General features: G+C 50.0%; 20 protein-coding genes and 1 pseudogene. 11 read left to right on the forward strand and 10 right to left on the reverse strand.

Annotated features, from left to right (window positions below; translation table 11 throughout):
• Positions 1–14: 14 nt before the first annotated feature.
• Positions 15–476 carry a phosphate ABC transporter substrate-binding protein gene (locus HOK28_21895; GenBank protein MBT6435760.1) on the forward strand — a complete coding sequence of 154 codons (462 nt, stop codon included), beginning with the start codon at positions 15–17 and terminating at the stop codon, positions 474–476.
• Positions 477–674: 198 nt separating this feature from the next.
• Positions 675–1,043 carry a response regulator gene (locus HOK28_21900; protein ID MBT6435761.1) on the forward strand — a complete coding sequence of 123 codons (369 nt, stop codon included), beginning with the start codon at positions 675–677 and terminating at the stop codon, positions 1,041–1,043.
• A 1-nt stretch (position 1,044) separates the two neighbouring features.
• On the opposite strand, the gene HOK28_21905 is transcribed toward HOK28_21900, so the two are convergent.
• Positions 1,045–1,344 (reverse strand): hypothetical protein, encoded by a 300-nt coding sequence (locus tag HOK28_21905; protein MBT6435762.1) that lies wholly within the window; start codon positions 1,342–1,344, stop codon positions 1,045–1,047.
• Positions 1,345–1,699: 355 nt separating this feature from the next.
• On the opposite strand from HOK28_21905, the gene raiA reads away from it, so the two are divergent.
• Genes raiA through HOK28_21925 form a run of 4 tightly spaced genes read left to right on the forward strand, consistent with a single transcriptional unit; the run spans position 1,700 to position 5,871 of the window.
• A complete protein-coding gene (gene raiA / locus HOK28_21910) occupies positions 1,700–2,122 on the forward strand; it encodes a ribosome-associated translation inhibitor RaiA (protein MBT6435763.1) in 423 nt (140 codons plus the stop codon).
• A 29-nt stretch (positions 2,123–2,151) separates the two neighbouring features.
• Entirely contained in the window at positions 2,152–3,492 is a 1,341-nt protein-coding gene (locus tag HOK28_21915) for an NAD(P)-binding protein (GenBank protein MBT6435764.1), read from the forward strand.
• Positions 3,493–3,499: 7 nt separating this feature from the next.
• The gene (locus HOK28_21920; GenBank protein ID MBT6435765.1) at positions 3,500–4,369 is read left to right on the forward strand and encodes a hypothetical protein; all 870 of its coding nucleotides are present in this window, start codon (positions 3,500–3,502) and stop codon (positions 4,367–4,369) included.
• The gene (locus HOK28_21925; GenBank protein ID MBT6435766.1) at positions 4,366–5,871 is read left to right on the forward strand and encodes a hypothetical protein; all 1,506 of its coding nucleotides are present in this window, start codon (positions 4,366–4,368) and stop codon (positions 5,869–5,871) included. Before HOK28_21920 ends, HOK28_21925 begins: the two co-directional genes overlap by 4 nt.
• Here HOK28_21925 and dinB read toward each other — a convergent pair.
• The 3 genes from dinB to argH are packed head-to-tail and all read right to left on the reverse strand — an operon-like array spanning position 5,827 to position 8,959.
• Positions 5,827–6,987, reverse strand: coding sequence for a DNA polymerase IV (gene dinB / locus HOK28_21930; GenBank protein ID MBT6435767.1), 1,161 nt, complete (start codon positions 6,985–6,987; stop codon positions 5,827–5,829). The genes HOK28_21925 and dinB overlap by 45 nt on opposite strands.
• A gap of 32 nt (positions 6,988–7,019) precedes the next feature.
• Positions 7,020–7,526 carry a YajQ family cyclic di-GMP-binding protein gene (locus HOK28_21935; protein ID MBT6435768.1) on the reverse strand — a complete coding sequence of 169 codons (507 nt, stop codon included), beginning with the start codon at positions 7,524–7,526 and terminating at the stop codon, positions 7,020–7,022.
• Between the two features lie 14 nt (positions 7,527–7,540).
• A complete protein-coding gene (gene argH, locus HOK28_21940) occupies positions 7,541–8,959 on the reverse strand; it encodes an argininosuccinate lyase (GenBank protein MBT6435769.1) in 1,419 nt (472 codons plus the stop codon).
• An 81-nt stretch (positions 8,960–9,040) separates the two neighbouring features.
• On the opposite strand from argH, the gene HOK28_21945 reads away from it, so the two are divergent.
• Positions 9,041–11,797, forward strand: coding sequence for an MMPL family transporter (locus HOK28_21945; GenBank protein MBT6435770.1), 2,757 nt, complete (start codon positions 9,041–9,043; stop codon positions 11,795–11,797).
• Here HOK28_21945 and HOK28_21950 read toward each other — a convergent pair.
• The 3 genes and pseudogenes from HOK28_21950 to fabR form a co-directional block, all read right to left on the reverse strand.
• Positions 11,784–12,620, reverse strand: coding sequence for a hypothetical protein (locus HOK28_21950; protein ID MBT6435771.1), 837 nt, complete (start codon positions 12,618–12,620; stop codon positions 11,784–11,786). The two genes, HOK28_21945 and HOK28_21950, sit on opposite strands and share 14 nt — an antisense overlap.
• A gap of 74 nt (positions 12,621–12,694) precedes the next feature.
• Complete coding sequence (clpB, locus tag HOK28_21955) at positions 12,695–15,298, reverse strand: ATP-dependent chaperone ClpB (protein ID MBT6435772.1); 2,604 nt, start codon at positions 15,296–15,298, stop codon at positions 12,695–12,697.
• A gap of 520 nt (positions 15,299–15,818) precedes the next feature.
• Positions 15,819–16,469: pseudogene (gene fabR, locus HOK28_21960) on the reverse strand (HTH-type transcriptional repressor FabR).
• Between the two features lie 260 nt (positions 16,470–16,729).
• On the opposite strand from fabR, the gene HOK28_21965 reads away from it, so the two are divergent.
• Together HOK28_21965 and HOK28_21970 are read left to right on the forward strand one after the other, a co-directional pair.
• Entirely contained in the window at positions 16,730–17,857 is a 1,128-nt protein-coding gene (locus tag HOK28_21965) for a ferredoxin reductase (protein MBT6435773.1), read from the forward strand.
• Positions 17,858–17,873: 16 nt separating this feature from the next.
• Positions 17,874–18,956: an acyl-CoA desaturase gene (locus HOK28_21970; protein MBT6435774.1), complete on the forward strand. Its 1,083-nt coding sequence runs from the start codon at positions 17,874–17,876 to the stop codon at positions 18,954–18,956.
• Between the two features lie 15 nt (positions 18,957–18,971).
• Here HOK28_21970 and HOK28_21975 read toward each other — a convergent pair whose 3' ends face one another.
• Both HOK28_21975 and HOK28_21980 read right to left on the reverse strand, forming a co-directional pair.
• Positions 18,972–19,856 (reverse strand): MBL fold metallo-hydrolase, encoded by an 885-nt coding sequence (locus tag HOK28_21975; GenBank protein MBT6435775.1) that lies wholly within the window; start codon positions 19,854–19,856, stop codon positions 18,972–18,974.
• A 3-nt stretch (positions 19,857–19,859) separates the two neighbouring features.
• On the reverse strand, positions 19,860–20,237 hold the full coding sequence (locus HOK28_21980; protein ID MBT6435776.1) for an FHA domain-containing protein: 378 nt from the start codon (positions 20,235–20,237) through the stop codon (positions 19,860–19,862).
• A gap of 175 nt (positions 20,238–20,412) precedes the next feature.
• Between HOK28_21980 and HOK28_21985 the strand changes: the two genes are divergently transcribed.
• Both HOK28_21985 and HOK28_21990 read left to right on the forward strand, forming a co-directional pair.
• Positions 20,413–23,649 (forward strand): response regulator, encoded by a 3,237-nt coding sequence (locus HOK28_21985; protein MBT6435777.1) that lies wholly within the window; start codon positions 20,413–20,415, stop codon positions 23,647–23,649.
• Positions 23,650–23,662: 13 nt separating this feature from the next.
• Positions 23,663–24,715 carry a hypothetical protein gene (locus HOK28_21990; protein MBT6435778.1) on the forward strand — a complete coding sequence of 351 codons (1,053 nt, stop codon included), beginning with the start codon at positions 23,663–23,665 and terminating at the stop codon, positions 24,713–24,715.
• On the opposite strand, the gene HOK28_21995 is transcribed toward HOK28_21990, so the two are convergent.
• Entirely contained in the window at positions 24,655–25,647 is a 993-nt protein-coding gene (locus tag HOK28_21995) for a calcineurin (protein MBT6435779.1), read from the reverse strand. The genes HOK28_21990 and HOK28_21995 overlap by 61 nt on opposite strands.
• Positions 25,648–25,787 lie beyond the last annotated feature (140 nt).

The raw sequence follows: 25,787 nt of genomic DNA on the forward strand, positions 1-25,787 counted from the left end.
GGCGGGAAACGAACATGAACCGAAAGGAACACCACAAAATGATGTGGAATAAGTTAAAATCGGCTCTGCTCGTGCCCGCTCTGTTGTTGAGCTGCACGCTCTTCAGCGGGACTGCACTAGCAGACGCAATTGCCATCGTAAAAGCGGATCACCCGTCTGATACGATATCCAAGAAAGATTTGAAGAAAATCCTTTTGGGCAAAACCAAGAAATGGGATGACGGCAGCAAAGTTATGCTTGTTATCTTAGAAGGCGGTGATGCTCACGATAAGTTTGTGAAAAAGTTCGCAGGCAAGACGGCTAAACAGTTTCAGAACTTTTGGCGAAAGATGGTCTTCTCCGGTAAAGGTAAAATGCCTCAAGCATTTGCCAGTGAGGCAGATTTAGCTGCCTTCGTTGCCGCTAACCCTGGAGCTATCGGGTATGTCGCCAAAGGCGCTGCCATAGATGGAGCCAAAGAAATCAAAGTAGATTGACGTAATAATCATCTACACATTGAAAATATTAAAAGGGGGCCTCACGGTCCCCTTTTTTTTGGCTTGATGAAACAGACTACAGCTAACCCAACAATTGACCGTATTACTGCACACGCTTTATGTAAGATTTGGCCGCCTTAGGCCTTGTAATCAAATACCGCCTGCGAGGATAATCTAAAGGCAGGGGTAGAACTGGTTATGAAAATTCTGATTGTGGATGACAGCAAGCCGATGAGACGGCTTGTGGAGCGCACGATGCACCGCGCGGGCTTTGACGAGCACGAATACGCCGAAGCTTGCGATGGGCTGGAGGCTATTGAACAAATTCAGGTGTTTGAGCCCGAACTGATTCTCTCTGATTGGAATATGCCCAACATGAATGGGCTCGAACTCTTGCAGGCCGTTAGGGCCGATTATCCAGAAATCAAAATAGGCTTTGTAACTTCAGAACAAACCGATGAAATGATTGAGCTTGCCATGCAAAATGGTGCCCTCTTTACCATTGGTAAGCCGTTTACCGTTGAGATCTTTCAAGAAAAAATCTCCCTAATCATCGGTGAATCTTAAACTAAGCGGATAAAGCCTCGCCGTGCTCCATGCCTTCTACGCGGCGCGATATATCGACGGTAGCATGCCGTAGAATCCTCACGACTTCATCGATATTGTCCAGCTTACCACTGAGCGGCTCGAAGGATGCACGAACCTCTTCGCGAAACGCATCAAGGTCGCGAACATGCTCCGAAAGCATGCCTATCCACTCCAGCGACTTACGATTGCCGTTCTTTACGGAGTCGACCTTAATCTCGATCTCGTCGAGCCGGCTTTCAATTCTTCCTAATACTTCCAACAACTTTTGCTCTTCGTTCATGTGTGTAGTCTGACACTTACTTTGTCTTACATCAAAATATTCGCGATCTGCGATCTGCACTTTAGATTGAATTATTCATAAAAAAAGATAGTCGTAGAGGTGGACCTTCAGATGAATTGATCCCATACTTTAATCATTAAGGGCTAGGTGCCAAGCCGGTCGGACGTTCTAGAGCCGATTAGCGCTTCATCTAGATTGTTTGGTGAAGACATTTGGAATTTTATAAGTTGCCAGTTTGTTTACCGTTCGATTCATTCAAAAAAATCAATGCAATCTTTTATCGTGACGAAGCATCCCAATCGGGATTTCTTCGTCGCTAAATTAAATCCGCGTCTAAGACGCGCACGGAGGCTCTATGAGAGTTATTGTGAAAGGCCGGCATTTCAACTTAACACCAGCAGTGAAAGAACATGCCGAGGAAAAACTTGGTAAGTCTTTGATGAAGATTTTCGACCGGCCCGCCGCAAAAATTGAAATCGATCTAGGATTTCTTGGGGAAAACAAGGGAGAGAAAAGTCACGAATGCCACGTATCGGTATTCATGCCGCATGGTCGGCCAATCAATATTAGAGAAGTAGACGACAATATCTATAAAGCAATCGACCTCGCACGAGATCGCCTCATTGAGCAGGTGAAACGGGAGCAGGGGCGCAAGCGTCATACAAGCCGTACTCGCAAGGAAGCTGCGCAAATGCGCGACGATACTGCACGCAGTCAAATGACAGCTGAACCAGAAACCTGGGAAGCCGAGGTTCAGGAGTACGAGCACTCGCTTTAAGGTGCAGATATGAGTAGATTCGCTTTGTAATGGGTGAATCTAAAGCAACGAATAAAGAACGTAATCTTATTATAGGAGCGGGCCTGGCCGGGTTGTCCTGTGGACATCACCTGCCGGGCCCCTCTTGTATTCTCGAGAAGCAAACCGTGGCTGGAGGACTTGCTCGCTCTTTTGAGCGAAAAGGTTTCACGTCAGACTTCACCGGTCACTGGTTGCACATGCGTGATCCAAGCATCCGCACCTGGATTGAATCCTTGATGGGAGATGAGTTGATTACGGTGGAGCGAACCGCCTCGATCTTCTCGCACGGCATTCATACTCCCTACCCATTTCAGGCCAACACCTACGGGCTTCCTCACGATGTGGTTACCGATTGTCTATTAGGTTTCTTCGCAGCTCGGGAAAAGTTGGCCCGTGGTGATGCCCCTGAGGTCAAAAGCTTCGAGGACTATATCCGGCAACGTATGGGTGACGGTATCGCTGACCACTTCATGGTTCCTTACAACACCAAAATTTTCACAATTCCGCCTTCACAAATGTCTCACGAATGGTGTGAGCGATTTGTGCCCATCCCCAAGCCTGAAGAAGTCGTTCGCGGCGCTTTAAGTCCTATGGGGGCTAGCCACGGCCTTGGATACAACGCGACCTTTCAATACCCGAAGTCTGGCGGCATCGGACGTCTGCCTCAGCGCCTCTACGAAACATCAAAAAGCGATATCCGGCTCGGTGAAGCGGTCACAAGAATCAACTGGAAACAAAAAGAAGTGAGTACCTCATCCGGGCAAAGCTACGGGTACACTTTTTTGGTTTCTACACTTCCTCTAAAAGATCTTATTCTCGCGATGGAAGACGTCCCTGCGGCAGTACTTGAAGCCGCGCAAAAGCTGCGAGCGACCAGCGTCACCTACTGGGATATTGGACTCAAAGGTAAAAACCCAGAAGGCGCACCTCATTGGACTTATTTTCCAGAGAAGCAATTCCCGTTTTATCGCATCGGGTCTGCCAGCGCCGCAGTTCCCCAGGTTGCCCCAGAAGATCACCGTTCTTATTACGTCGAGGTCTCACACCTTCGAGGAACGCCATGCTCCTACTCAGCTGAAGACATTTTAAAGGGCCTGAGATGCGCCGGATACCTTAAGCCCAACGAAGATCCAGTCCTCTTGAATAAAACCACCATCGACTGCGCCTACGTCCTCATGGACCACGCCTATGGCCAAGCACGAGCAACGGTCATGGAGTTCTTGGAGAGCTGTGACATTCTTTCCATCGGCCGTTACGGCTCCTGGACATATGACTCCATGGAAGGAGCCCTGGTCCAAGGCAAAGACACTGCGCAAAGCCTAGCATCCCGACAGCCTCGGCAAGCCTAAGGCAGCCATGCAAGTAACACCAAGTGTAGAGCGCGGATGGATTCGAGGGTGCCTCGACGACGGTGAAGAGCGCGAACGCATCATCGGGCTCCTTCATCACGCCAAATCCCAAGCCCTTGATGGCGAGCTGACATTGCGGGTTCACGAACATCTCAAAACAAACCCTGATCCCAAACGGGTCGAAGAAGGTGTTGAGGAAAAACTCGGATTGCTCTACCAAAACCAGCTCAAGCGGTGGGTCGTGCAGATTGAGACCTCCCAAGGCCCACGTATCGTCAAAATGACCGAGGTTGCCCATTTTCGAGGCAGCCTAGCGGGTCTCTTCTCACGCTCTGTTGCTGCTCGGGAGCATAAATTTCAACGCCGCACGCAAACGCTCAACTTAGCCGCAGCCCAAAGCAAAGGGTATTTAGAGCTTTGGTATGGACCAAGCTTAATTCGATGCTGCCAAATTCAGACCGCGTTTGAGCCAGGCAACCTGATCTTGGACGATTACTTAAGCTTGGCGATGAAAAAAAACGGTCTCAGTGCCATGGAGCCTCTGGGAAGAGCACTCGCACATAGCCATAACCAAGGCTTCTTTCATGGTGACCTCAAAGGTTTTCACGCTTTTGCTCATCCAGGAGCTGAGCCCGGTGAATACACCCTTCGCTGGCTAGACCTCGCCCGCGTGGGTTTTCGCCTTTCACGACGCCAACGCATTATCAATCTTTACCAAATGCTTCGATTTGTAGTACCTGAGCGCGGAGATGCCCGGGACAGCTTTATGAGGTCTTACTGCGCCGCTGCTCGCTGGCATGCAGGTAATCCGAATAAAGCCATGACCATTGTTGGAAAATTTTTAGAACACAAACTCAAAACCCATCCCAACCCATGAACCTTTCTATTTTTCATCGTTTATACCTTCCCCTGTTTTTGGGTTTGGTCGCGCGGCTCATCTCCTCGATTGTGGGCCTAGGCTTTCACGCACGGGATGACTACTACCATCTTCTTGCACCGGCACTGGCTTGGCTTGAAGACCCTGAATTTGATTGGCTCTCAAGCGATCTACCTGCCGCCGGAGCCAGAAGCTTTTTGGCACCTAAAATTTTGTATGGGCTGCTCCGGTTCTTCAAGGGCCTGGGAATCGATGACCCTGAAAATTTATTAAGAGCACTTCACGCATCACTGGGTATCTACAGCCTCCTCACAGTGGTTTGCGTTTATCTTCTGGTCGACAAACTCACGGCCAACCCCAAAACAACAGCCATCGCAACTTGGCTGGCGGCTCTTCATTTTATTATGCCCTACGCCGGGACGCGGCTTCTGATTGAGGCCATGGCTATCCCACCACTGATCTATGGGCTCTATTTAGTCGCTCACCAAAGTCCTCTAAAAATCATCTGGGGCGGATTTTTCATCGCTGCCAGCTGCTGGTTTCGCTTCCAAGTGGGGGTCGCTGCGCTCGGTGTCGCCTTGGCTCTGTTTTGGAATGCGCACCGTGCCCACCAGTCACCCGAGGGACGTAAGCACGTTCTGGCCTTAGCCCTTGGCGGCGGTGTGGGCGTATTGCTTCAAGGGTTATTTGATTACGCCACAACCGGCCAATTCTTGGGCCCTGTCATCGAGAATTTTCGATTGAACCTAGATCCTCACGACGGACTCACCCGATCGGGCATCTTTAGCTATATCGGATTCTTTGCGCTGCTGACCATTCCGCCCTTCACCTTCGTTCTGGCTAAACCTTTCTGGCTGGCCCTCAAACGCTATGCCCTTATCTCCTTTCCACTCATCGCCTTTATCTTGGTTCACAGCCTGATTGGTCACAAAGAAGAACGGTTTATGCTCCCTGTCTTGCCGCTCTTTCTCGTTATCATCGCACTCGCGGTCCAAATGATTGACGAAAGCCCTCAATTTTCCAATGGGATGGTTGGTCGCCAATTTCGACGCTGGTTTAAACCGGTCCTGGTTTTACACGCCGTCTTACTTTTTGTCGTCTGTATGGGGCAAAGCCAAAAGAATCTAAGAGAGACGATGTCTTGGGTACGAGAGCGCCCTGAGATTGTTAACCTCATTTCAATCGGCCCTGAAACCCACACCTTTTTTCTCAACCGAAAAGGCATCAACATTCAGCGCAAGCGACTTTTCCACGCCGAGTGGTTGCATTGGACGATGTTTGAAATGCGAGAACGCACCCATCAAGATGTCTACGTTTTAAGTTATGAACGTGACCGTGAAAAAGCTGGGAATATGTTTATCGCAGACAAGTGGCAGTGTGAGGTTGTTTCAACACAGACCGGTTGGTGGGCTGACCGGCTCGCCTACAAACTCAATTCAAAACACAATGTCAGACGTTCACCGATTCTTATCTGGCGGTGTTTTTTTAGCCAAACCGCCTAGGAGCGACGCGCGGGTAAGCCCTGCATCCCCGAACCGGTTCGCAATACTATCACTCAGATCTTGAATTTTCAGTCGCTTATCATTTTGCGGCGCCTCAAAAAGAGTCATCTGCGAACTTCTCACAAAGTCGCTCACACTAAGCCCTATCAACCGAAGCGGTCGTACGCTCAGATCAACCTGATTCAGAAGCTCACATACAACTTCGTAGATGCTGTCGGTATCACTCACAGAGTTCGAAAGGGTTCGGCGCAGTGTTCGAACTTTAAAATCGTTATACTTAATCTTTAAAGTGACCACGCGGCCATCTAAATCCTTATGATTTAGCCTGCGGGCTACCTCTCGGGCATGACGCAATAAATACCGCCGAAGCAGGGCCACCTCGTTGATATCCGTCTCAAATGTAGACTCTGCTCCCAGAGATTTCGGCGCTGAGCCTGTCACCACTTCGCGGTTGTCTTCTCCTCGAGCACGGGCTTGAACATTTGCTGCATTTTGGCCCAACACTGGCGACAAAACCGATAAGGGTGCCCGTGACAAAGCTCCTAATGTTTCAATCCCGACGCCCCTTAGTCCTGCGCTGGCCACTTTGCCGACACCCCACATTCGTTCAATGGGCAAGGGTGCCAAAAAGCTGCGTACTTCGTCAGGTCTAACGACAACCAACCCATCGGGTTTGTCTAAATCACTGGCAATTTTTGCAACGAGCTTTGATGGGGCAACACCCGCACTGGCCACAAGCTGAGTCTCTTGAGTGATTTCTGCTTTTATCCTCTGGGCAATGCCCACAGCTGTCCCAAATAGCTTCTGACTGCCTGTAACATCTAAAAAAGCTTCGTCTAAAGAGATACCTTCAACCAAAGGCGTGTACCTTCGAAAGACTTCAAAGATTTCCCTGCTCACTTCCGAGTAAAATTTGTGACGCGGCGCCACCACATGAACATCTGGGCAACGAGAGAGAGCCTCCCGCATCGACATCGCAGAACGAATCCCAAAGGTGCGCGCTTCGTAAGAAGCGGCGGCCACAACTCCGCGCCCACTGCGCCCTCCAACCACCAAAGGCTGGCCTATCAAGCTGGGGTTTTCACGTTGTTCTACAGATGCGAAAAAGGCATCCATATCAATGTGAAGAATCTGGCGGCTCTCTTGCGTCAATTGGAGCGAAAATTCCCAAACTCAAGTTCGACGTCAAAGTCCTCAGCCTTCAGAATACTGATGACCTCTTGCAACGAGTCCCGAGAACCCGATGTCACGCGTACTTGGTCTTTTTGAATTTGAGATTGGATTTTCTTAAGCTTCTTGTCTTTAAGAAATTTAACAATCTTTTTTGCCGTATCCGTGGGAATACCCTGCTGGAGCGTCACTTCCTGACGCATCGTCATGCCACCGGCTTTTTGAGGCTCACTGCGTTCCATGTTTTTGATCGGCACACCGCGCCGAATAAACTTAGTCTGCAACACATCCCAAATCGCGTCGAGCTTGTATTCATCGTCGGCCGTAAGAACGACTTTTTCTTCGCCTCGGCTAAACTCCAAAGTGTACTTCACTTTTTTGAAATCAAAACGTTGCCCCAACTCCTTAAGAGTCTGGTTTACAGCGTTATCCACTTCCTGAAGATCACAACCCGTTGTGATATCGAATGATTCCTTGGCAGCCATCGGGCCTTCCTTTTCTATTTTATTCCTAGACGCTCTTTATACAATTCAACAATGTCCCAAGCTTCATCCATTTGTTCTTGAACAGCGGACTTCGCGGTACCCCCAGCGGCAGTTCTACGCTCTACCGACTTAAGTGCACTGAGGCCCTCAATATCCTCGAGCGTGAGAGGTTCCAAGAGAGAAGGGTCAGCTTCTTGAGCAACTTGCTTAATCGAGCACTCTTTTTCACGGGCAGCCGTCGCAATGCGCGAAACCACACGGTAAGCACTTCGAAAAGGAATCCCTCGGTCCACTAAGATGTCCGCCATTTCAGTGGCAAACGTATCATCGGTAAGCGCCTCACCCATTCGTTCCCCATTGAAGCGAATGCCTTCAAGCGCGGCCGCGATGGCAACCAAGTTGCTGTGTGCGATAAATGCTGAACGCCAAACCGGCTGCTTATCTTCTTGAAGATCACGCTGGTAGCTGTGGGGCAAGCCCTTGAGCAACGTTAGCATAGAGACGACTTCACCAAGTGTTTGGGCTGAGCGGCCGCGAACCAATTCCGGAAGATCGGGGTTCTTTTTGTTCGGCATCAAACTGCTGCCCGTGGCCAAATCTGAGCGCCACTTGATGTAACCAAACTCAGCGGAGCTCCAAATGACCAACTCTTCACACAATCGTGAGAGGTGTATCGCGACCATCGAGCACAGGAATACAAATTCAAGCGCGAAATCACGGTCACCAACGGCATCAATGCTATTTTCACTGATGGCCTGAAAACCAAGCTCTGAAGCCAACCATTGCCTATCGATATTAAAAGGGTGCCCTGCCACCGCCCCGCTGCCCAACGGCAACACGCCGCAACGCTCGCGCAGTTGTAAGAACCGTTCAATGTCTCGCTCGAGCGGCCAAAAATAGCTCAAAATCCAGTGCGACAAACGAATCGGCTGTGCCCGCTGCATGTGCGTGTAAGCTGGCATCAAAATATCCAGGTTCACTTCAGCTTGTGCGAGCAGGCGTTCTTGAACGCCAATGAGCGCCTTCACAATCAAGTCGATTTTATCCATGACCGTGAGGCGAAATGCCGTGCCCACCTGGTCGTTTCGGCTTCGGCCCGTATGCAATCGGCCACCGAGCTCAGGAAGTCGCCGGGTCACTTCTGCCTCAATGGCAGTGTGAATATCTTCGGCACCCTTTGGCTTCCAATCTCCAGAATGAAGCTCGTCGCGCATCGTATCCAAGGTACTCCCAAGAATCTCGCCATCTTCTTCACTCAGCACGCCACACCGCCCAAGGGCGCGAGCATACGCCGCACTTCCTCGTAAATCAGCGTCCGCCAACGGCATATCTTGTCTTAGAGAATCCGAAATCACCGCGAGGGCTGGATGCATACCCGCATCCGCGCCATCTCCCCAAAGATGATCTTTCTTGTCTTGTTCTGTCTCACCCATCCAAAAACCGCCTTATTTTACAGCAAAAAGAGTCAAAGATTTCTCTCCGCAGACTCTGGGGCATACAATAGCCAGAGACTAATGGAAAACAACAACCGACACACATGGCTGCAGAGATTTATTGAGCTTGTCCTACGTAGAGCCGGACTTGTGATCCTAATAGCCATGGTTTTGGCCCTTTCGTCCACTTATTGGATCTCACAACTTGAGATCAGCACCTCTCGCCACAACCTCGTCGCCCATGACAACCCCTATCAGCTCAGAATGATGAACTTTATCAAGGAGTTCGGGGCACCTGAAATGCCTATTTTCGTTCTCAGCGGCGGTACGGAATCCCAGCGACGCAATATGGTTGATGCTCTAACCAAGGAATTAGAAGCCAATCCACGTTTTGAGGGCCGTACTTTGGGGCATATGGGTCCCGATGAACTCGCCGAAGCCATCTTGGTCCAAGATCTCAGCCAGCTCACAGATTTAAAGCTTTTGGTGCCAGCGGGTGAGAATCTCGAGAGTTTTATCAGCGGTGGAGTCCCGACCTACGCGAACGCATTTGAGTCCAAGCTCGGAAGTCTCGCTGCCGCCCTGCAAATTCAAATGCTTTCGCCTTTCGGTCCGATGATTTCCACCAAGCAAATCGACCGGGCTCTGAGTCAGGTGACCACGCTTGCCCAAATGACCGATGCTTATTTGGCAGGCGACAGTCCTTGGGCTTCGGTGACGCGCGACAGTGACCCAGAGCCGAATCAATCCGGACTCGACTCAGCCCAGTATCTCGTCGGCGAAGACGGCGAATTTCATATTCTCGTCCTTTTCCCTACTTTCGAAGGTGATGAGATTGCGGAAATTCAGCCCGTAGTGGAAGAGCTAAGAGCTATCCGCGACGAGCTTGAAAAAGATCCCAGCTTCCAAGGCGTCAGTGCTCAACTAACCGGGATCCCAGCTTTGTCCGCGGATGAGGTTGGTATTATCCGCGGCGGGCTGATGCGCTCTGGTATTGCAACGGGTATTGGTATCTTCGCTTTATTCTGGTTCTTCTTTCGCTCATTTCGTCAATCCGTCGTCGCTGGTTTGCCTATGCTTCTTGGCATTATGTTTTCACTGGCTTTCGTCCGCGTGGCCTACGGCGGTCTCAACCTGATTACATCTTCCTTTTTATCCGTACTCATGGGACTCGGCATCGATTTTCCGGTTCATTGGTTATCGCGCTTTAACGAGTTCAAGCGCGTTGGGGTTCCGCTCAAAGAGGCCATTCAAAAAAGTATGGCACGAGCAGGCCCCGCTATTTTAACCGGCGCCGTTACCACCGCTCTTACGTTTTTAAGTATGGCCACCACCGAATTCACCGCATTTGCCGAGCTTGGAGTCATTACAGCTGTTGGGCTTGTGGTCATGCTGGCTGTGACTTTTTGCGTCGCACCCGCTGTGCTCGGGCTATGGGGACAACGTCCACAAGTCCATTCCACAAAGCTGCCTGGGCTCACTGCGCTAACCCTCTGGGTAGAGAAAGCCCCACGGTCTATTATTCTTGGTTGCGTGGCGCTGGCCCTGCTTGGCGGATTGGGTCTCAATCAGATTCGCTTCAATTATCGTTATTTTGATTTTCTGCCGCGTGGCTCCGAGAGCGCCGAGGCACTGCTGCTTCTGGAAAAAAGCCCAAGCTTTGGACCCGGTTTCGCAAACATCATCACCCCGAGTATTGAAGATGCTCGCGAGATGAAAAAGAAATTACTGGCTCTTCCAAGTGTGGGTTCCGTCCACAGTGCCAGTGATGCCTTGCCGCCACTTGAGGGCCAGCGAATACATTTTCTTGAAGACATCATGAAAGAGCTCGACAACAAACTTCCCGATTTCCAATCAGCCGGGAAAACATCTCTTAATTCGCAAGAACTGACACTTCTTGTCAGAACCATTCAAGTTCATATTCAGAAAATTAAGGATGTCCTCAAAGTATTGGGGCGCGACACTCAAGAAGCCAACGTTGCTCTTGGAGCGACCGCTTCAATCATCAAACGTCTAGCAGTCGTGGGCTCAGGTGCAGACGGCAGATTGAGTGATTTCTCTATCTCTTTGGCCAATGTAATGCATCGTGCCTTCTCTTCGGCTCAAAAGATTCTCGAGCGTGGCCATTATCAAATCATGGATTTACCGCCTATTTTACGGCAGCGGTTCGTATCTAAGAAAAACGATGCCCTCGCACTTTACGTTTACCCTTCCGGTAATATCTGGGATCGAGAAGTAGCCTCCAACTTCGCTAAAGAGCTTGAAACCATCGACCCGAATGTTTCTGGCTTCGCCATCACCCTCCACACACACAGCCAAATGATTATCAGTGGATTCAAAAAGGTCGCCATGCTGGCCGCCTTCATCATCTTGGCGATTTTGTGGTGGGACTTTCGTAATTTACAAGCAATCATACTGACCATCATTCCGGTGACGACCGGCTGGCTCTGGATGCTTGGCATCATGAGCGTTTTTGACATTCATTTTAATGCGGCCAATGTGGTGGTGCTGCCCCTGGTTCTTGGCATCGGAGTCGATGCCGGTGTTCACCTGGTGCATCGCTATAAACAAAGCGCGCAGCTACGCGGCGGCGTCGCTCACCTTGAGGACCTTCTTCAAGGGACTGGCAGCGCGGTGGTCGTGGCTTCGATCACAACGATGGTTGGTTTTGCAGGCCTCATGCTCTCAGAACACGGTGCGATGTTTAGCCTTGGTCTGATTATGGTTATCGGGATTCTATGCTGCCTCTTGGCTTGCCTCATCTTATTGCCGGCAATTTTGGTAGCATTTGGTTTGGCCAGCACCCATACGGATGACGTTGAAATCAACGAGGCGTAATAAGAAGTGTTCCCGTCCCTCGGGTAGACGCTAAAACAAACGCAAAGGCACCAGTGGGTACACCACTTTTATACGACGGTGGTTCAATTCGTCCGCGTACACCCTCTTCTTGCAACGCCATCAAGGCATTGCCGGCAACAATACTCACATATTCGCCAAGACAATCCTCATAACTTGGGCGCTCGTCTTCCGGAGCGATTTCGCCCCCCAACAAGCCCCAAAGGATCCCTTCGGCGAAATCTTTATCCACAGAGAGACTGAACTCAATCGGCTCGGGTCCACTGATTAAGACCGATGCTGTATGATCTTTTAAATGGCGCTCAGCCGCCTCACAGCCTTGAGCAATCTTCAAGCGAATATCGGCGATACGCATTGTGATCTTAGGAAAGAAACCTACGACAAATTCGGCCAACCGGTTGCTGGATAACTCCAGCGGTAAGGTTCGAATCTTTTCAACGATAAGATCTTGGCTGCGTTTAAAATTCAGAAAATGAGACTCAATTTTTGTCTCTTCGATGTAACCCAGGCGAACCAACGCTTCACCAATTCTTAGCCGGGTATCGGATTGCCTGTTCAGGAGTTCGTCGAGTTGTTCTCGGGTCATCAAGCCGCGCTCTATGGCCAACTCACCCAGAGGGGAATCAACATAGCGCTGCTCACGGTGCAGCCTTGCTACATCTTCCTTGCGCAAATAGCCGAGCTTAACAGCCAACTCGCCCAGCTTCTCATAGTCTGATTCCATGAGATCGAGGGCTTCCCGCAGCTGTGATGAGCTGATGGCACCTGCTTCAATTAAAAACTGTCCAAAAAATTTTGCACTCATTCCGACCGAGCTGCTCCCGCCGAGTTAATCTTACTTAAGTTTAGAATATGCCTCGGGCTAGAGCAAGATCGTGTTTAATGAACCATCGGGTCGGCTTGTGAAGCACCCCCAGTTTTGTCACAGGTGAACTCACCATCCACGAAATCGACGATGACCGTGTCCCCGGGGTAAAATCTACCCGCCAGAAGTGCCGTTGCCATGTTGTTTTGAACATGGTTTTGAACCGCCCGTTTCAATGGACGGGCACCAAACATGGGATCAAAGCCCTCGGCCAAAAGTGCTTCCCTCGCAGCATCCGTGAGCTCTAGAGTCAGCCCTCGGCTTTCCAGACGCTTGCCTAAAATGACCAACTGCAAATCTAAGATTCGATCGATCTCATCGTGCGTAAGTGCATGAAAAATAACGATATCATCAATTCGGTTGATAAATTCAGGCCTGAATTGCTCTCTCAAAGCAGCCTGCGCCATTTCCCGCATTTTATCTTCATCGCGCCCGGCAAATTGCTGAATCGCATCTGAACCAACGTTGGATGTCATGATGACAACTACATTTCGAAAATCAACCGTTCGTCCTTGGCTGTCGGTTAAGCGGCCGTCGTCTAGAAGCTGCAGTAAGATATTAAAAACATCAGAATGCGCCTTCTCAACTTCGTCTAAAAGAACCACTGAGTAAGGTCGCCTGCGAACAGCTTCCGTCAGCTGACCCCCTTCATCGTAACCCACGTAGCCAGGAGGCGCCCCAATCAGCCGCGAGACCGAATGCTTCTCCATGTACTCGCTCATGTCGATCCGAACCATAGCCTGCTCGTCGTCAAACAAAAATTCAGCCAATGCCCGTGCCGTCTCTGTTTTGCCCACCCCAGTTGGTCCCATAAACAAAAAGCTGCCGATGGGCCGGTTGGGTTCTCCCAAGCCAGAACGGCTCCGGCGAATTGCATGAGAGACTGCCGTTAAGGCTGAGCCCTGCCCGATGACTCGGCAGGCCAGATTTTCTTCCATCCGTAAAAGCTTTTCCACTTCGCTCTCGAGCATGCGCGATATAGGAATGCCCGTCCACCTCGCTACAATGGCCGCAATATCCTCGTCTTTGACTTCTTCATGAAGCAGGCGGTCTTCTTCTTCTTCCTCTGCCGCCGACAAAGCCTCAAGCTCTCTTTCTAGCTCAGGAATACGACCAAATTTAAGCTCGGCCGCGCGGTTTAAATCACCGTCACGCTCGGCCGAGAGCTGGGCTTGCTTAAGCTTCTCCAGATCTTCTTTGACCACTTGGCCACGCTTGAGCTTCTTCATCTCAGTCTGCCACCGAGACTCCATTTCGCCTTCTTCACCGCGCAGTTCGCCAAGCTCCGATTCGATTTTTTCCAAGCGCAAACGGCTTGGCTCGTCTTTTTCCTTAAGCAGGGCCTGACGCTCAATACCAAGCTGAACAATCTTTCGCCTTAAGGTGTCGAGCTCAGCGGGCAATGAATCAATTTGAATCCTCAGCAAACTGGCCGCTTCATCCATTAAGTCGATGGCCTTATCCGGTAAAAATCTGTCGGTGATATACCGGTTGCTTAACGTAGCGGCGGCGACGATTGCCGAATCTTGAATGCGTACGCCATGGTGAATTTCATAACGCTCTTTTAATCCACGAAGAATCGATACCGCATCTTCTACACTCGGTGGTTGGACCAATACGGGCGAAAAGCGCCGCTCCAAAGCTGCATCTTTTTCGATATGCTTGCGGTATTCGTCAAGCGTGGTAGCACCAATACAATGTAGCTCGCCTCTGGCCAAAGCTGGCTTAAGCATGTTTGATGCATCCATTGCGCCCTCACCTGCGCCTGCACCGACCAAGGTATGGAGTTCATCAATAAATAAAATGACCTCCCCATCGCTCTCGGTTACTTCTTTCAACACCGCTTTGAGCCGGTCTTCAAACTCGCCTCGGTATTTCGCCCCGGCGACCAACGCGCCCAAATCCAGAGAGATCAATTGCTTGTTACGCATCCCCATCGGAACATCGCCGTCGACCATACGCCGCGCGAGACCTTCAACAATGGCCGTCTTGCCCACACCCGGCTCACCAATCAAAACCGGATTGTTTTTCGTCCTTCGGCTCAACACCTGAAGCACTCGGCGAATCTCTTCATCTCGGCCAATGACCGGGTCTGTTTTGCCCCGGCGCGCCCACTCCGTAAGATCTCTGCCGTAACGCGAAAGAGCCTGATACCTATTTTCGGGACTTTGGTCCGTGACCCGGTGGCTTCCTCTTACTGCCTCCAGCGCCTGTAAAATACTATCGGTCGTGATTCCATGACGTCGCAAAATCGAAGCGCTCGGAGCCTGCTCACCGGATGCCGCCAAGAGCAGGTGCTCCGTAGATAAATAGTCATCTTGCAAACGGTCTGTATGGGCTTGGCCTTGGGTTAAGAGAGCCGAAAGTGAACCACCCATATAAGTGTGACCCCCTTGAACTTTTGGTAACCGCGCCACCTGAGCCTTAAGCTCCGCGCCAAAGGTTGCAACATCAACCCCTATTTTATCCAAGATAGGACGCACAACCCCGTCTGGCTGCTCGGTTAAAACCAGCAAGAGATGCCACGACTCAACGGCCTGTTGACCATTTTCAATGGCAACCCGCTGCGCATCTTGCAACGCCTCTGAGGCTTTATGCGTCATCTTGTCCGGGTTCATTCACACCTCGCTGATGGGTTACTTCTATAGAATAAGCGGTGTCACAAAAGGCGCAACTGTATAGCTATTTTAGACCGTTTTATTTCGTTTTCTTGAGGCTTTGAGCCTTTTCCGCCTTCTTGCGCAGCGATTCCTGATGAGCTGATGCTTTTTTAGCCTTAGCCTTCTCTTTGGCCTTAGCCGTCGCTGCTGCCTTATCCGCGCGCGCTTTAGCTTTCGCCTTGGCTGCTGCCGCCTTTTCTATCTTTGCCTTCTCCTTAGCTTTGGCTACAGCCGCTGCCTTATCCGCACGCGCTTTTGCTTTGGCCTTGGAAACCGCCGCTGCTTTATCCGCACGCGCTTTTGCTTTGGCCTTGGAAACCGCCGCTGCTTTATCCGCACGCGCTTTAGCTTTCGCCTTGGAAACCGTCGCTGCTTGCTCAGTTCGTTTTGGAGCTTCAGAAGGTTCCGCGATTTCTCGAGTCGTGAGATTCTCAGGTTCTGAATCGCTTATCAGATCTCTTGGGTTGTCACTCTCAAGCTTTGCTTTGCTTTTACGCTTTTTCTCTTTGTCGTCCACCGAATGCCACTGACTGGCACCAAGGAAAATCAATCGCACCTGCTTGATGGTCCGCTGGCGAATCGCATTCACCAGGTTCTCACTATCTGGTGGTAAATCTAAAAGCTCTGAAGCAATCCCCGACACGGTCTGAACCACAAGATGACCAATCATGTCGAGATCAATAGACTCCACATGGCTTAAAATCCTCAACCGGTTTAAATCCATGACCATTTCGGTAGCGAAAAAACTTAATTCGTTACGAATCGCTTCTCGTAAACTCTCCGAACCACCCGTCCTACTTTGGGACATAAAGCGAAAAAGAGTTCGGTTGTTGAGAACGTTGGATATAAAAAAATCTACCGAATCTGAGATCATCCGGTCTGCCGCAAGCCCCTGAAGCCGAGCCTGTCGCATCAGCTGACGCAATAAGAGCCCCACTTCATCGGCCAACGCCAAACCCAACTCATCTAGATTTTTAAAGTGGCGATAGAAAGCATTGGGAACCACGCCCGCTCGCTTGGCCACCTCTCGAAGGCTTAAGCTCGAAAAATGTTGACCCTCGCCAACCAATTCCAGAGCACTGTTCATTAACGCTTTTCGGGTGCGTAGCTTACGATTGATATTATCCATTGCCCTCTTCATCTAACACACAATGAGTGTACATGAATACACTAAGTGCTCATCCAGAGTCCGTCTCATCTATCAAATACGGGGCCTTACACCCCATAAAGTTTCATGAAGTGAGCATTCATACACAAAATTACATCTCCCGATCAGGTCTTATATCCCTAATTTTAAAGGATTATTTAAATTAAACCGTTTCGGGGGCGAAAATAAACTACCCAAAGAGCGACACTTTAGTGTACGACTGTACACAAAAGGAGAAACACATGACATCCCTCCCCCAAATATCGAACTCCCCAAGCCATTGGTACCGCAACTTAGGTCGCGAATTTTCACGTGCCATGGTGAACAACTCTGAACTCGGTTCATACATTGAGCCACTTGTTCAACACTTTAAACCCTACTGGAGCACCAACGGGCACCGGGCACAGGTGATTGAATTACTCGATGAAAGCCCTGAAGTTTTCTCAATCATTCTTAAGCCGTCCCCTGGCTGGCCAGGCTTTCACGCCGGGCAATTCGTTGAGATCTCAGTCAACCAAAACGGGCGCCGTCTAAGCCGCTGCTTTAGTATCAGTTCTTCGCCCTCAACTTATGAGCGAGAAGGGACCATCAGGCTGACGGTCCGTATTCAAGAGCAAGGCCGCGTCACTCCCCGTCTTCGCCAAACTCTTCAAGCTGGTGACTTTATCGGTTTATCCATGGCCAAAGGTGAATTTATACTCGCAGCAGAGCCAAGGCCGCGGCTGCTTATTGCTGGAGGGAGTGGCATCACCCCATTTAGAAGCATGCTGGGCCAAATTTCGCAATCCGCGGAGTCTCACAACACAACACTGATGTACTACAGCGGGCAAGAAGGTTCTCACCTCTTTGAACAAGAGTTAAAAGCCTTAAGCCGGGCCAATCCTCATATCAACGTCCAGCTCATTGCAACCCAAGAGCATGGCCGATTCAATGCTGAACATTTGGCCGATTACTGCCCAGGATTCGCAAGCTCGGACATCTACATATGTGGGCCCACCGGAATGATTCAATCCGCGAAAAGAGTTTGTGTCGAATCCGGAGCAAGCGCAGAGCAAATTCATTTTGAGTATTTCGGCGCGGCGCCCATAGAGCATACGGCAATAGAAGCCGCAGGATTCGTAGCGTTCAACAAATCTGGCCAATCCGTTTCCAGTGAGGGCGACCAACCCAAGTCTATTCTTAGCTTAGCAGAGCAAAGCGGCTTAAACCCGCAGTCCGGCTGTAAAATGGGGCTCTGCGGGCAATGCCAATGCACGAAAACAAGCGGTGTTGTTTACAACACCAAAACCGGCCTTCACTCCGATACCGGAAGAGAGAGCATCAAGCTCTGTATCTCGGTTCCAGTGGGTGATGTGGCTGTTGACCTTTAAAAGGCAGGAAATAACGATGAAAAAACCAAATGCAGAAACTCTCGACTTACTGGGCAAAGACTTGGATAAGATTCGAAACGAAGCCATGAGTAAAGTTGGGCAAGAAGACGCCGACTACATTCGCAAAATAGTAAATATTCAACGAGGCTGTGAAGTTGGCGGCCGCGTATGCTTGATGTTCGGTCTTAATCCAATTTTTTGGACGGCCGGCGTTGGACTTTTAAGTCTTTCCAAGATTCTCGATAACATGGAAATCGGTCACAACATTCTCCACGGCCAGTACGACTGGATGAACGACCCTCACTTGAACTCAAAAACCTATGAATGGGATATCGTTTGCGACAGTGAATCATGGGCGAGAACTCACAATTACGAGCACCACACCTATACCAATATCCTCGGTAAGGACCGGGACTACGGCTACGGACTTTTAAGGCTTACCCACAAGGAAAAATGGAGTCCGCTCCACTTGTTTCAGTTCATCCACTACCTGGTGCTATCCGCGGTCTTTGAATGGGGCGTTGCATTACACGAGCTTCGGTTGGATGAAGTCATTTCAGGGAAAACCAAATTTCGTGAAAAAATTCCCTTTATCAAGTCCCTCGCTCGAAAATCAGGGCGCCAGATTTTTAAAGATTATATCTTTTTCCCAATACTCGCGGGCCCGGCTTTACTGCCTGTTCTTGCTGGTAACTTCGCGGCGAATATCATTCGAAACCTGTGGACTTCGACCATCATCTTTTGTGGACATTTCCCCGACGAGGTGGAGGTCTTCACGGAAGAGGAATCACTCAATGAGAGCCAAGGACACTGGTATTACCGCCAGATTCTAGGATCTGCCAACTTCGATGGTTCAGACCTTTTACACCTTCTCAGCGGGCATCTAAGTCTTCAGGTCGAGCACCACCTCTTCCCGAATGTTCCAGCCCATCGCTACAAAGAGATGGCCCCTCAAGTAGAGGCTGTGGCCAAGAAATACGGCATCCCCTACAACAAAAAGCCGTTTTGGACGCAATACAAGACCGTGGTGAAGCGTATTCTTCGCCACTCAATTCCTGAGTTTGGAAAGCTGAGACCAGCCATCAAGACGGCCGTTTAAGAAAGCCAACTTTGGCTAAATGAGTTTGAGTTCAACCAACTCTCTAGCCGCAAAGATATCAAGCTCACACCGATGATGGCGGACCCGTTGACGACATAAATCAAGTTTACGGTTCACGTCATCATCAGACTCCATAGGATCATGATGAAAAAGTGCCAAGCGCTTCACGTCTGCTTGAATCGCGAGGTCTACCACAGTGGTCGCCCGCGGATGCCCCCAGCCAACCTTCACAGGGTATTCCTCATCCAGGTACTGAGCGTCGGCAATGAGTAAATCCGCATCCTTCATAAAATCTATGTATTTTTGAGGGATAGGTCTGAGCTTGGCAAGGTTTGAGTCGACGTCGAAAGGAACAGAACTCGACTTAAAGTGAGAATCAATTTCACTGTCTGTTGCGTAGATAACTTTTTTCCCGCTGGCCTCTAGGCAATAGGCAAAGCTGCCTCCCGGGTGTACCTGCTTGAGGTAACTCACAGTAATGCCATCAATCACCTGACGGCCTTCCTGAAGCTCTTGAGCCACCACGTTACCACCGAGATCTTTAAAATCGACCGGGAAATATCCTGAGCTCATTTGGCCAGAGAGCAAGTCTGCAATCTTGTGTTCACTGCCAACGTCATAAACGTTCAGCGTATTGCCCGGGATATATGCGGGTGTGAAGAAAGGAAATCCTTGAATGTGGTCCCAGTGCGGATGACTGAAAAGAAAGTTCACGTTGATGTTCGACAACCCTCGCCCCATCAAATCCGCGCCCAAACGCCGTATGCCGGTACCAGCATCTAAAATGAAAAGACCTTGATCGGTTCGCACTTCAACACATGAAGTGTTGCCACCATAAATCCGGCTGGCATGCTCTGGTGTTGGAATTGAGCCCCGTACTCCCCAAAATTTTACGAACATTGGCTAAGGACCCCATTCTCTAAATCGAAAGACTAAGTCACCGAGCTGAATCAAGTCTCCATGATAGAGCTGTGCACCGTAAACCTTCGTACCGTTGAGGTATACGCCATTGGTGCTATCTAAATCGGTAACTGAAAAACTACCATGCTCACGCTTGAGCAAAACATGCTTGCGTGAAAGCTCAGACGACTCCAATGTGATATCGGCTTTAGCAGAGCGCCCCAGTGTATAGAGGTCGCGCTCAAGTAAGATAAGGCGTCCAGAGTCGTCCTTGGTAACTTCCTCAAGCTTCATCACAGAGACCTCAACCTCGGGCCCCTTGATATCAATCTGACCAAAGACAGTGCTCTCTTCAAAAGCGCCGGTCTTAACTCCGTCCATCGCTTACTCCACCCCATCATTCGAGTAACTAGCGAAAGCTTAAATCGGTCGGGACTAAATTGGAAGCTTTCGACCAAAAGCTACTGAAACCTTCGAAAAAACAACCAACTCGCTGATATTGGGGTGAGGCTGTTTATTTGCACGCCACTGGGAAGAGAACGATAATTTAGGCGCAATGCGATATCGAGCGATGAAAACCTTGGCTTGCCTCTCTTTGGCCCTACCCATCTTGGTAGCTCAAGAAGGAATGGCTCAATCGAGTACCCCGGTAAACCTTGTGGAGTGGTCGCCCGGGACGGAACGCATTGGGACCCTGGGTCAATACGGGCTTGAAACTCTACTCGACCAGTCAATGCAACTGACTTTCAACGACGTTCAAAAGCCAGACGCACCATTTATTCAATCAAACGATGTGAACCCTGGAGCCGGCTACGGGCAACAAAATCTTTGGGTAAGGTTTTCTTTCAGAAATTTATCCACTGAGGAATCAAACTTTTTCTTGGAAGCGGAATACGGATTTTACGACGAAATCGAAATCTTTGTGGTTCGGTCCGACGGATCCATTGAGACACGGCTGACGGGCGATAAGTTTGAGTTCGGACACCGAAAATTCGACAAATACACCTTCGTATTTCCGCTCTCCGTCGCTTTCAGTGAAACCGTCGCAATCTACCTTAGAGGGACCTCTGAAGAGCTAACTTTTTTCCCCCTTCATATCCACAATAAGAATTCGATTCAGTCGACTGTCACCGAGATCGACCGAATCGCTATCGGCATGACCTGTGCGATTTTAATTATGCTTCTTTATAATCTCGGTCTCTTTCTCACCAGTCGGGACACCCGCTATTTCCTCTTTATTTTCTACGGACTGGCCAACTATTTTCTGCTCTTCACCTATCTTGGTTTGTCGTATCAATATTTTTGGCCTCAAAGCACAAACTGGCACCAATACTCTGTTCAGTTTTTCGGTTTCCTTCAGGCCTTAAGCTTACTTGTTTTTAGTAGAAAATATCTCGACATCCCCAAACAAACGAAGACTTACAAACTCTTTGTCTGGGCAGAAAGGTTCTCGTTAGCGGGCATCTTGGTCCTGCCTTTTTTACCCCAGCATATGACGCTTATTCTCGTTGGGATTACTCTCGCTCCCGGACTTGGCTTGCCGCTCTTTGCCGCCATCCAATCATGCTTTTCAGGGACCCGGCACGCTTACTATTTCCTCGCTGCCTTCGGAGTGATGACCACATTTCTTCTTCTAAACGCGGTCCTTGCTGTGGTCCCTGCGGAATATCAGACTGCGCTGGGTTCCTTATTCGGACACTCCACAACTTTCGGTCCGATTGGTTTTGGACTTCAGCTTTGCGTTCTATCCCTCGGCTTGGGAGACCGTTTTAATCAACTCCAAAAAACCAATGAAGCCATGACCTCCGCTAATCTGGAGCGGGAAAGCAAAGCACGCCAATTGCTCGAACATGAAGTCAACAAACAGACGCTCTTGCTAAGAGAGCAAAACTCCCAGCTTCAAGACTTGGACCGCCAAAAAACTATATTTTTTCAAAACATCAGTCACGAGCTGCGAACCCCTCTCACACTGATTTTGAATCCACTTGAACAAGTAACTGAGCATCGCCCAAACGACCCTTCGTTGAGTATGGCCATGCGCAATGCCAAGAGGCTTTTACGGCTCGTCAACCAACTTTTAGATTTTCAAAAGCTTGATGCAGGGCAAAAGAAAATAACGCTGCAGCCGCTCAACATTTTGAGGTTCACCCACACTTGTGCCGACTACTTTTCTTCGGCTTGCGACTCCAAAAATATAACATTTAAGGTCTCGTTGAATAAGCGCCCATTGACGAAAGAGACATTAGACGTGCAACGATTATTCGTCATGGGAGAAGTGGACGCATTCGAAAAAGTAACCTTCAACTACCTCTCAAATGCTATCAAGTTCACCCCGGTCGATGGACATATTGAACTAGGGCTCATCGCGGATGGAGACATCATCGAGATTTTTGTGAGAGACACTGGCCCGGGCATTCCTGAGGAAAGTCAGCATCAACTTTTTAAAACGTTTTCACAGATAGATGGGACCGCAAGTCGCTCTCACGAGGGCACAGGGCTAGGCCTGGCCTATGCAAAAAGTCTCACACAAGCGATGGGCGGAACTGTTGGGGTTACTAGCAAAGTGGGGCAAGGCAGTTCGTTCTGGGCACGCTTTCCAAAGTGCGAGGAGCCTGACCATACTGCTCTTGAGGGTTTCGAAGTCAAAGATTGGCTCCTCACGGGCACTGTTGTGAGGAAAAAACAAGAATCGGCCCAGCCGCAAACGGATACCCGCGGTCAGTCACAAACCATTCTCGTTGTGGATGACTTAGAGGATATGCGAGTGCTTATCACCGAAACTCTCAAGAAACGGAGTTACAACGTTGTTTCCGCATGCGATGGGGCGCAAGGTTTAGAGCGGGCACGCAAGCTTCACCCGGACATCATCATCTCTGACTGGATGATGCCCAAGATGACTGGCCCCGAACTGATCAAGGAACTCAAATCAGATGCGGGGCTCTCATCCACACCCGTTATCTTACTTACGGCCAAGTCTGATGACGAGAGCAAGCTTCTCGGAACCCAAATTGGCGCGGACGCTTTCCTCGGCAAACCATTCAACAGCGCTGAACTACTCAGCATGATCCATAACCTTCTCAAGCTCAAAGAGCGAGAAAAAGAGGTGGCGAAACTTAATCGGCACATCACCGAGAATGTACTTAAGCGCTACCTTCCTCCCAATCTCATTGATGACATTCTCAAAGGGCGTCTGAAGATGGAAGATGAAGCACAAACGATGCTCGTTACATTACTCTTTTCCGACTTAAGTGGTTTCACCGCGATGAGCGAGCATTTAGGCGCAGAGCAAATGGCACTCTTGCTCAATGAATACCTCACTAAGATGAACGAAGTCATTTTCGCCCATGGCGGTACCATCGATAAATTCATGGGGGATGGCATCATGGTTATCTTCGGCGCACCACGCAAAATGCCTGAGAATCAACAAGCCCAACAAGCTGTGGCTTGTGGGGAATCGATGCAAAGGGCCCTCTCTGAACTCTGTGAAAAGTGGAGCAAGAAAAACATCTCTCCCGTCACGATGCGCGTGGGCATTCATCAGGGTCTTGCCATTGTTGGGAACTTCGGAAGTAAGCAACGCAGCGACTACACGGCCATTGGGCCCACCGTAAACATCGCGTCTCGTATTGAGACTTCATGCGCACAAAAGAAGGTTTATATCTCTGCCGAGGTTGCTCAGTATCTTCAACCCGGCGCCTGCACTGAAATTGGCGACTTTAAACTCAAAGGCATTGAAGAATTGATGAAACTCTATATGGTTACGATTGACAGCGATGAACACCCTCAGTCTTAAGAGTTATACTTTGATGTTTAGACCAGCTCTCATTTGCCTCACGTTATTTTTATCCGTTGCGACTGCACCCGATACCATCATGGCGGCAACCTGCATCGACTTTGATTCGCCCCATACAACGGGGCAACTTGACCGAGATGCGATATCAGAAAGCTCAGGGCTTACCGTATCTCGAACGCATCTCGACACGTTTTGGACCCACAATGACTCAGGCGATGAAGCACGGTTTTTCGGCGTATCCAGTGGCGGCGACGACCTTGGCACGGTGCGCGTCACCGGCGCCACGGCAAACGACTGGGAAGCTATGACATTGGGAGCATGCGATAATCAAACCTGCCTCTATATTGGTGATGTCGGTGATAATGAGGCGACTCGAAATGACATCAGTCTTTGGCGCGTCACAGAACCCGTCCCGCCTGGTAAAGGAAACGAAACCTTCGCATTGGCAACGGAAATTGAGCTTCGCTACCCCGACGGCCCCATGGACTGTGAAGCCATAGCCTATGACCCGCTTACTTCAGACATTTTATTCATTGAAAAATCCTGGTCGGCCAAAGCGCGTGTTCATCGCTTACCGGCCGGTGCATGGAACACAACCTCAGATGGCGATATTACCCTTACCTATATTGATACGATTGATTTTGATACCGACTCGCTCACCGGCGGGCTGGTCACGGGCGCTGACATCAATCCAGCGGGAGTTTCACTCTTTGCGAGAACCTATGTTGCCGGGTTTCACATCAACCTGATTCGCGACACCGAAGGCAATATCAGCGGCTTCGATACAATCACACAAGACGAAGTTTACGGGGACGGACAATGTGAATCCATTGCCTTTGGACCAGATGGTATGGAACTTTGGTTTACGTGCGAAGACGAAAACGGGCCCATCGGAAAATCTGATTGCCTAACATGGCGAGACGACTCAACCGGAAGCACGACCACGGAGGAGCCCAAGGGTTGTCAAAGCGCTCATGCGCCTTGGTGGCTGTTGCTGATTCTTCTCTACTGTAAGATTCGAATCTCATCCCCCACGATCTCAAGCACGGAAGTACTGCCGCCGTAATAATCGGCCATTCCAACATCCACGCGCCAAACCTTTCCATCGCATTCAGAAGTAATGCCGTCGTATTGAACACTGTGGCCAACAACGATGCGTTGGGCCGGAAGTGCTGCAAGAACCTGCTCCAACAAAGCGCATTCAGTAGCCGTCGTTCCGCTTGAATAGTGGCGGCTCCAAACGGGGCTCGAGTCTCCGGACATCACGGATTCAAAGGGTCCATCACCTTTTAAAAACGCGTGAACACCTTGGTTTATATTTTCCAAGCCGTACTCTACATGGCTCGGCAAAATACCCCCGTGTACGAAAATGGTATCTCCAACAACCATGGTTACATTGTGTCCCGAAAGAATTTCCGCATAAGGACCGCCAGGGCGAAATGCCGCGGCACGTCCCCTTTGATAATCCTCGAAAGCTTCGTAAAACGAATCCGTCTCATCGTAAGGGATATCGTTAAAATCGAGCCAGCCACCAAAGGTGACATAGCGAAAGTCGAGTTCACCGTTCATGGTCTCGTGATTGCCCAGAAGAGAAAAGAAGCCGCCGCCGGCCTCCCACGCCGCATCAGCGATACTTTCAAAGAGATCTAAAATCGCACGCTCGCCATTGCCGCGGTCGAGCTGGTCACCCACCTGCATCACAACCGTATCACCACCTATCCAGCTCAAATTATCGTCGATGACGCCGGCAGTTTTGAGAGCTTCAAGAGCTGCCTCATAGTCACCGTGCACATCGCCCATGGCCACAAGCCGGGTTGGTTCACCCATAAATGTTGGCGGCGGAACAGGACGCTCAGATGGACGATCGGGAACGGTTGTAGGCTCAGATGGCTCGCCAGTCTCGTCGGAATCAGTCCCGGAACCGGTCTCGCCGGGTGTTTCAGCCGCTTTGCAACCCAACATCACCACGAGGATTAAATATGGCAGTAGATTTTTCATAAAGTATCTCCTCTTCGCCTGAGCATCTACGGTGAGTTGCCACCCATGGCAAGCTGTCTGGAGGGCCCCTTGCAATTATGTCCGTAACTTTTTCGCCGCGCACCTGTTTAATCCCGCGTGAGCATGTGAGGGGCCTTAAG

The sequence above is a fragment of the Deltaproteobacteria bacterium genome (genome assembly GCA_018668695.1).
Lineage (GTDB): Bacteria > Myxococcota > XYA12-FULL-58-9 > XYA12-FULL-58-9 > JABJBS01 > JABJBS01.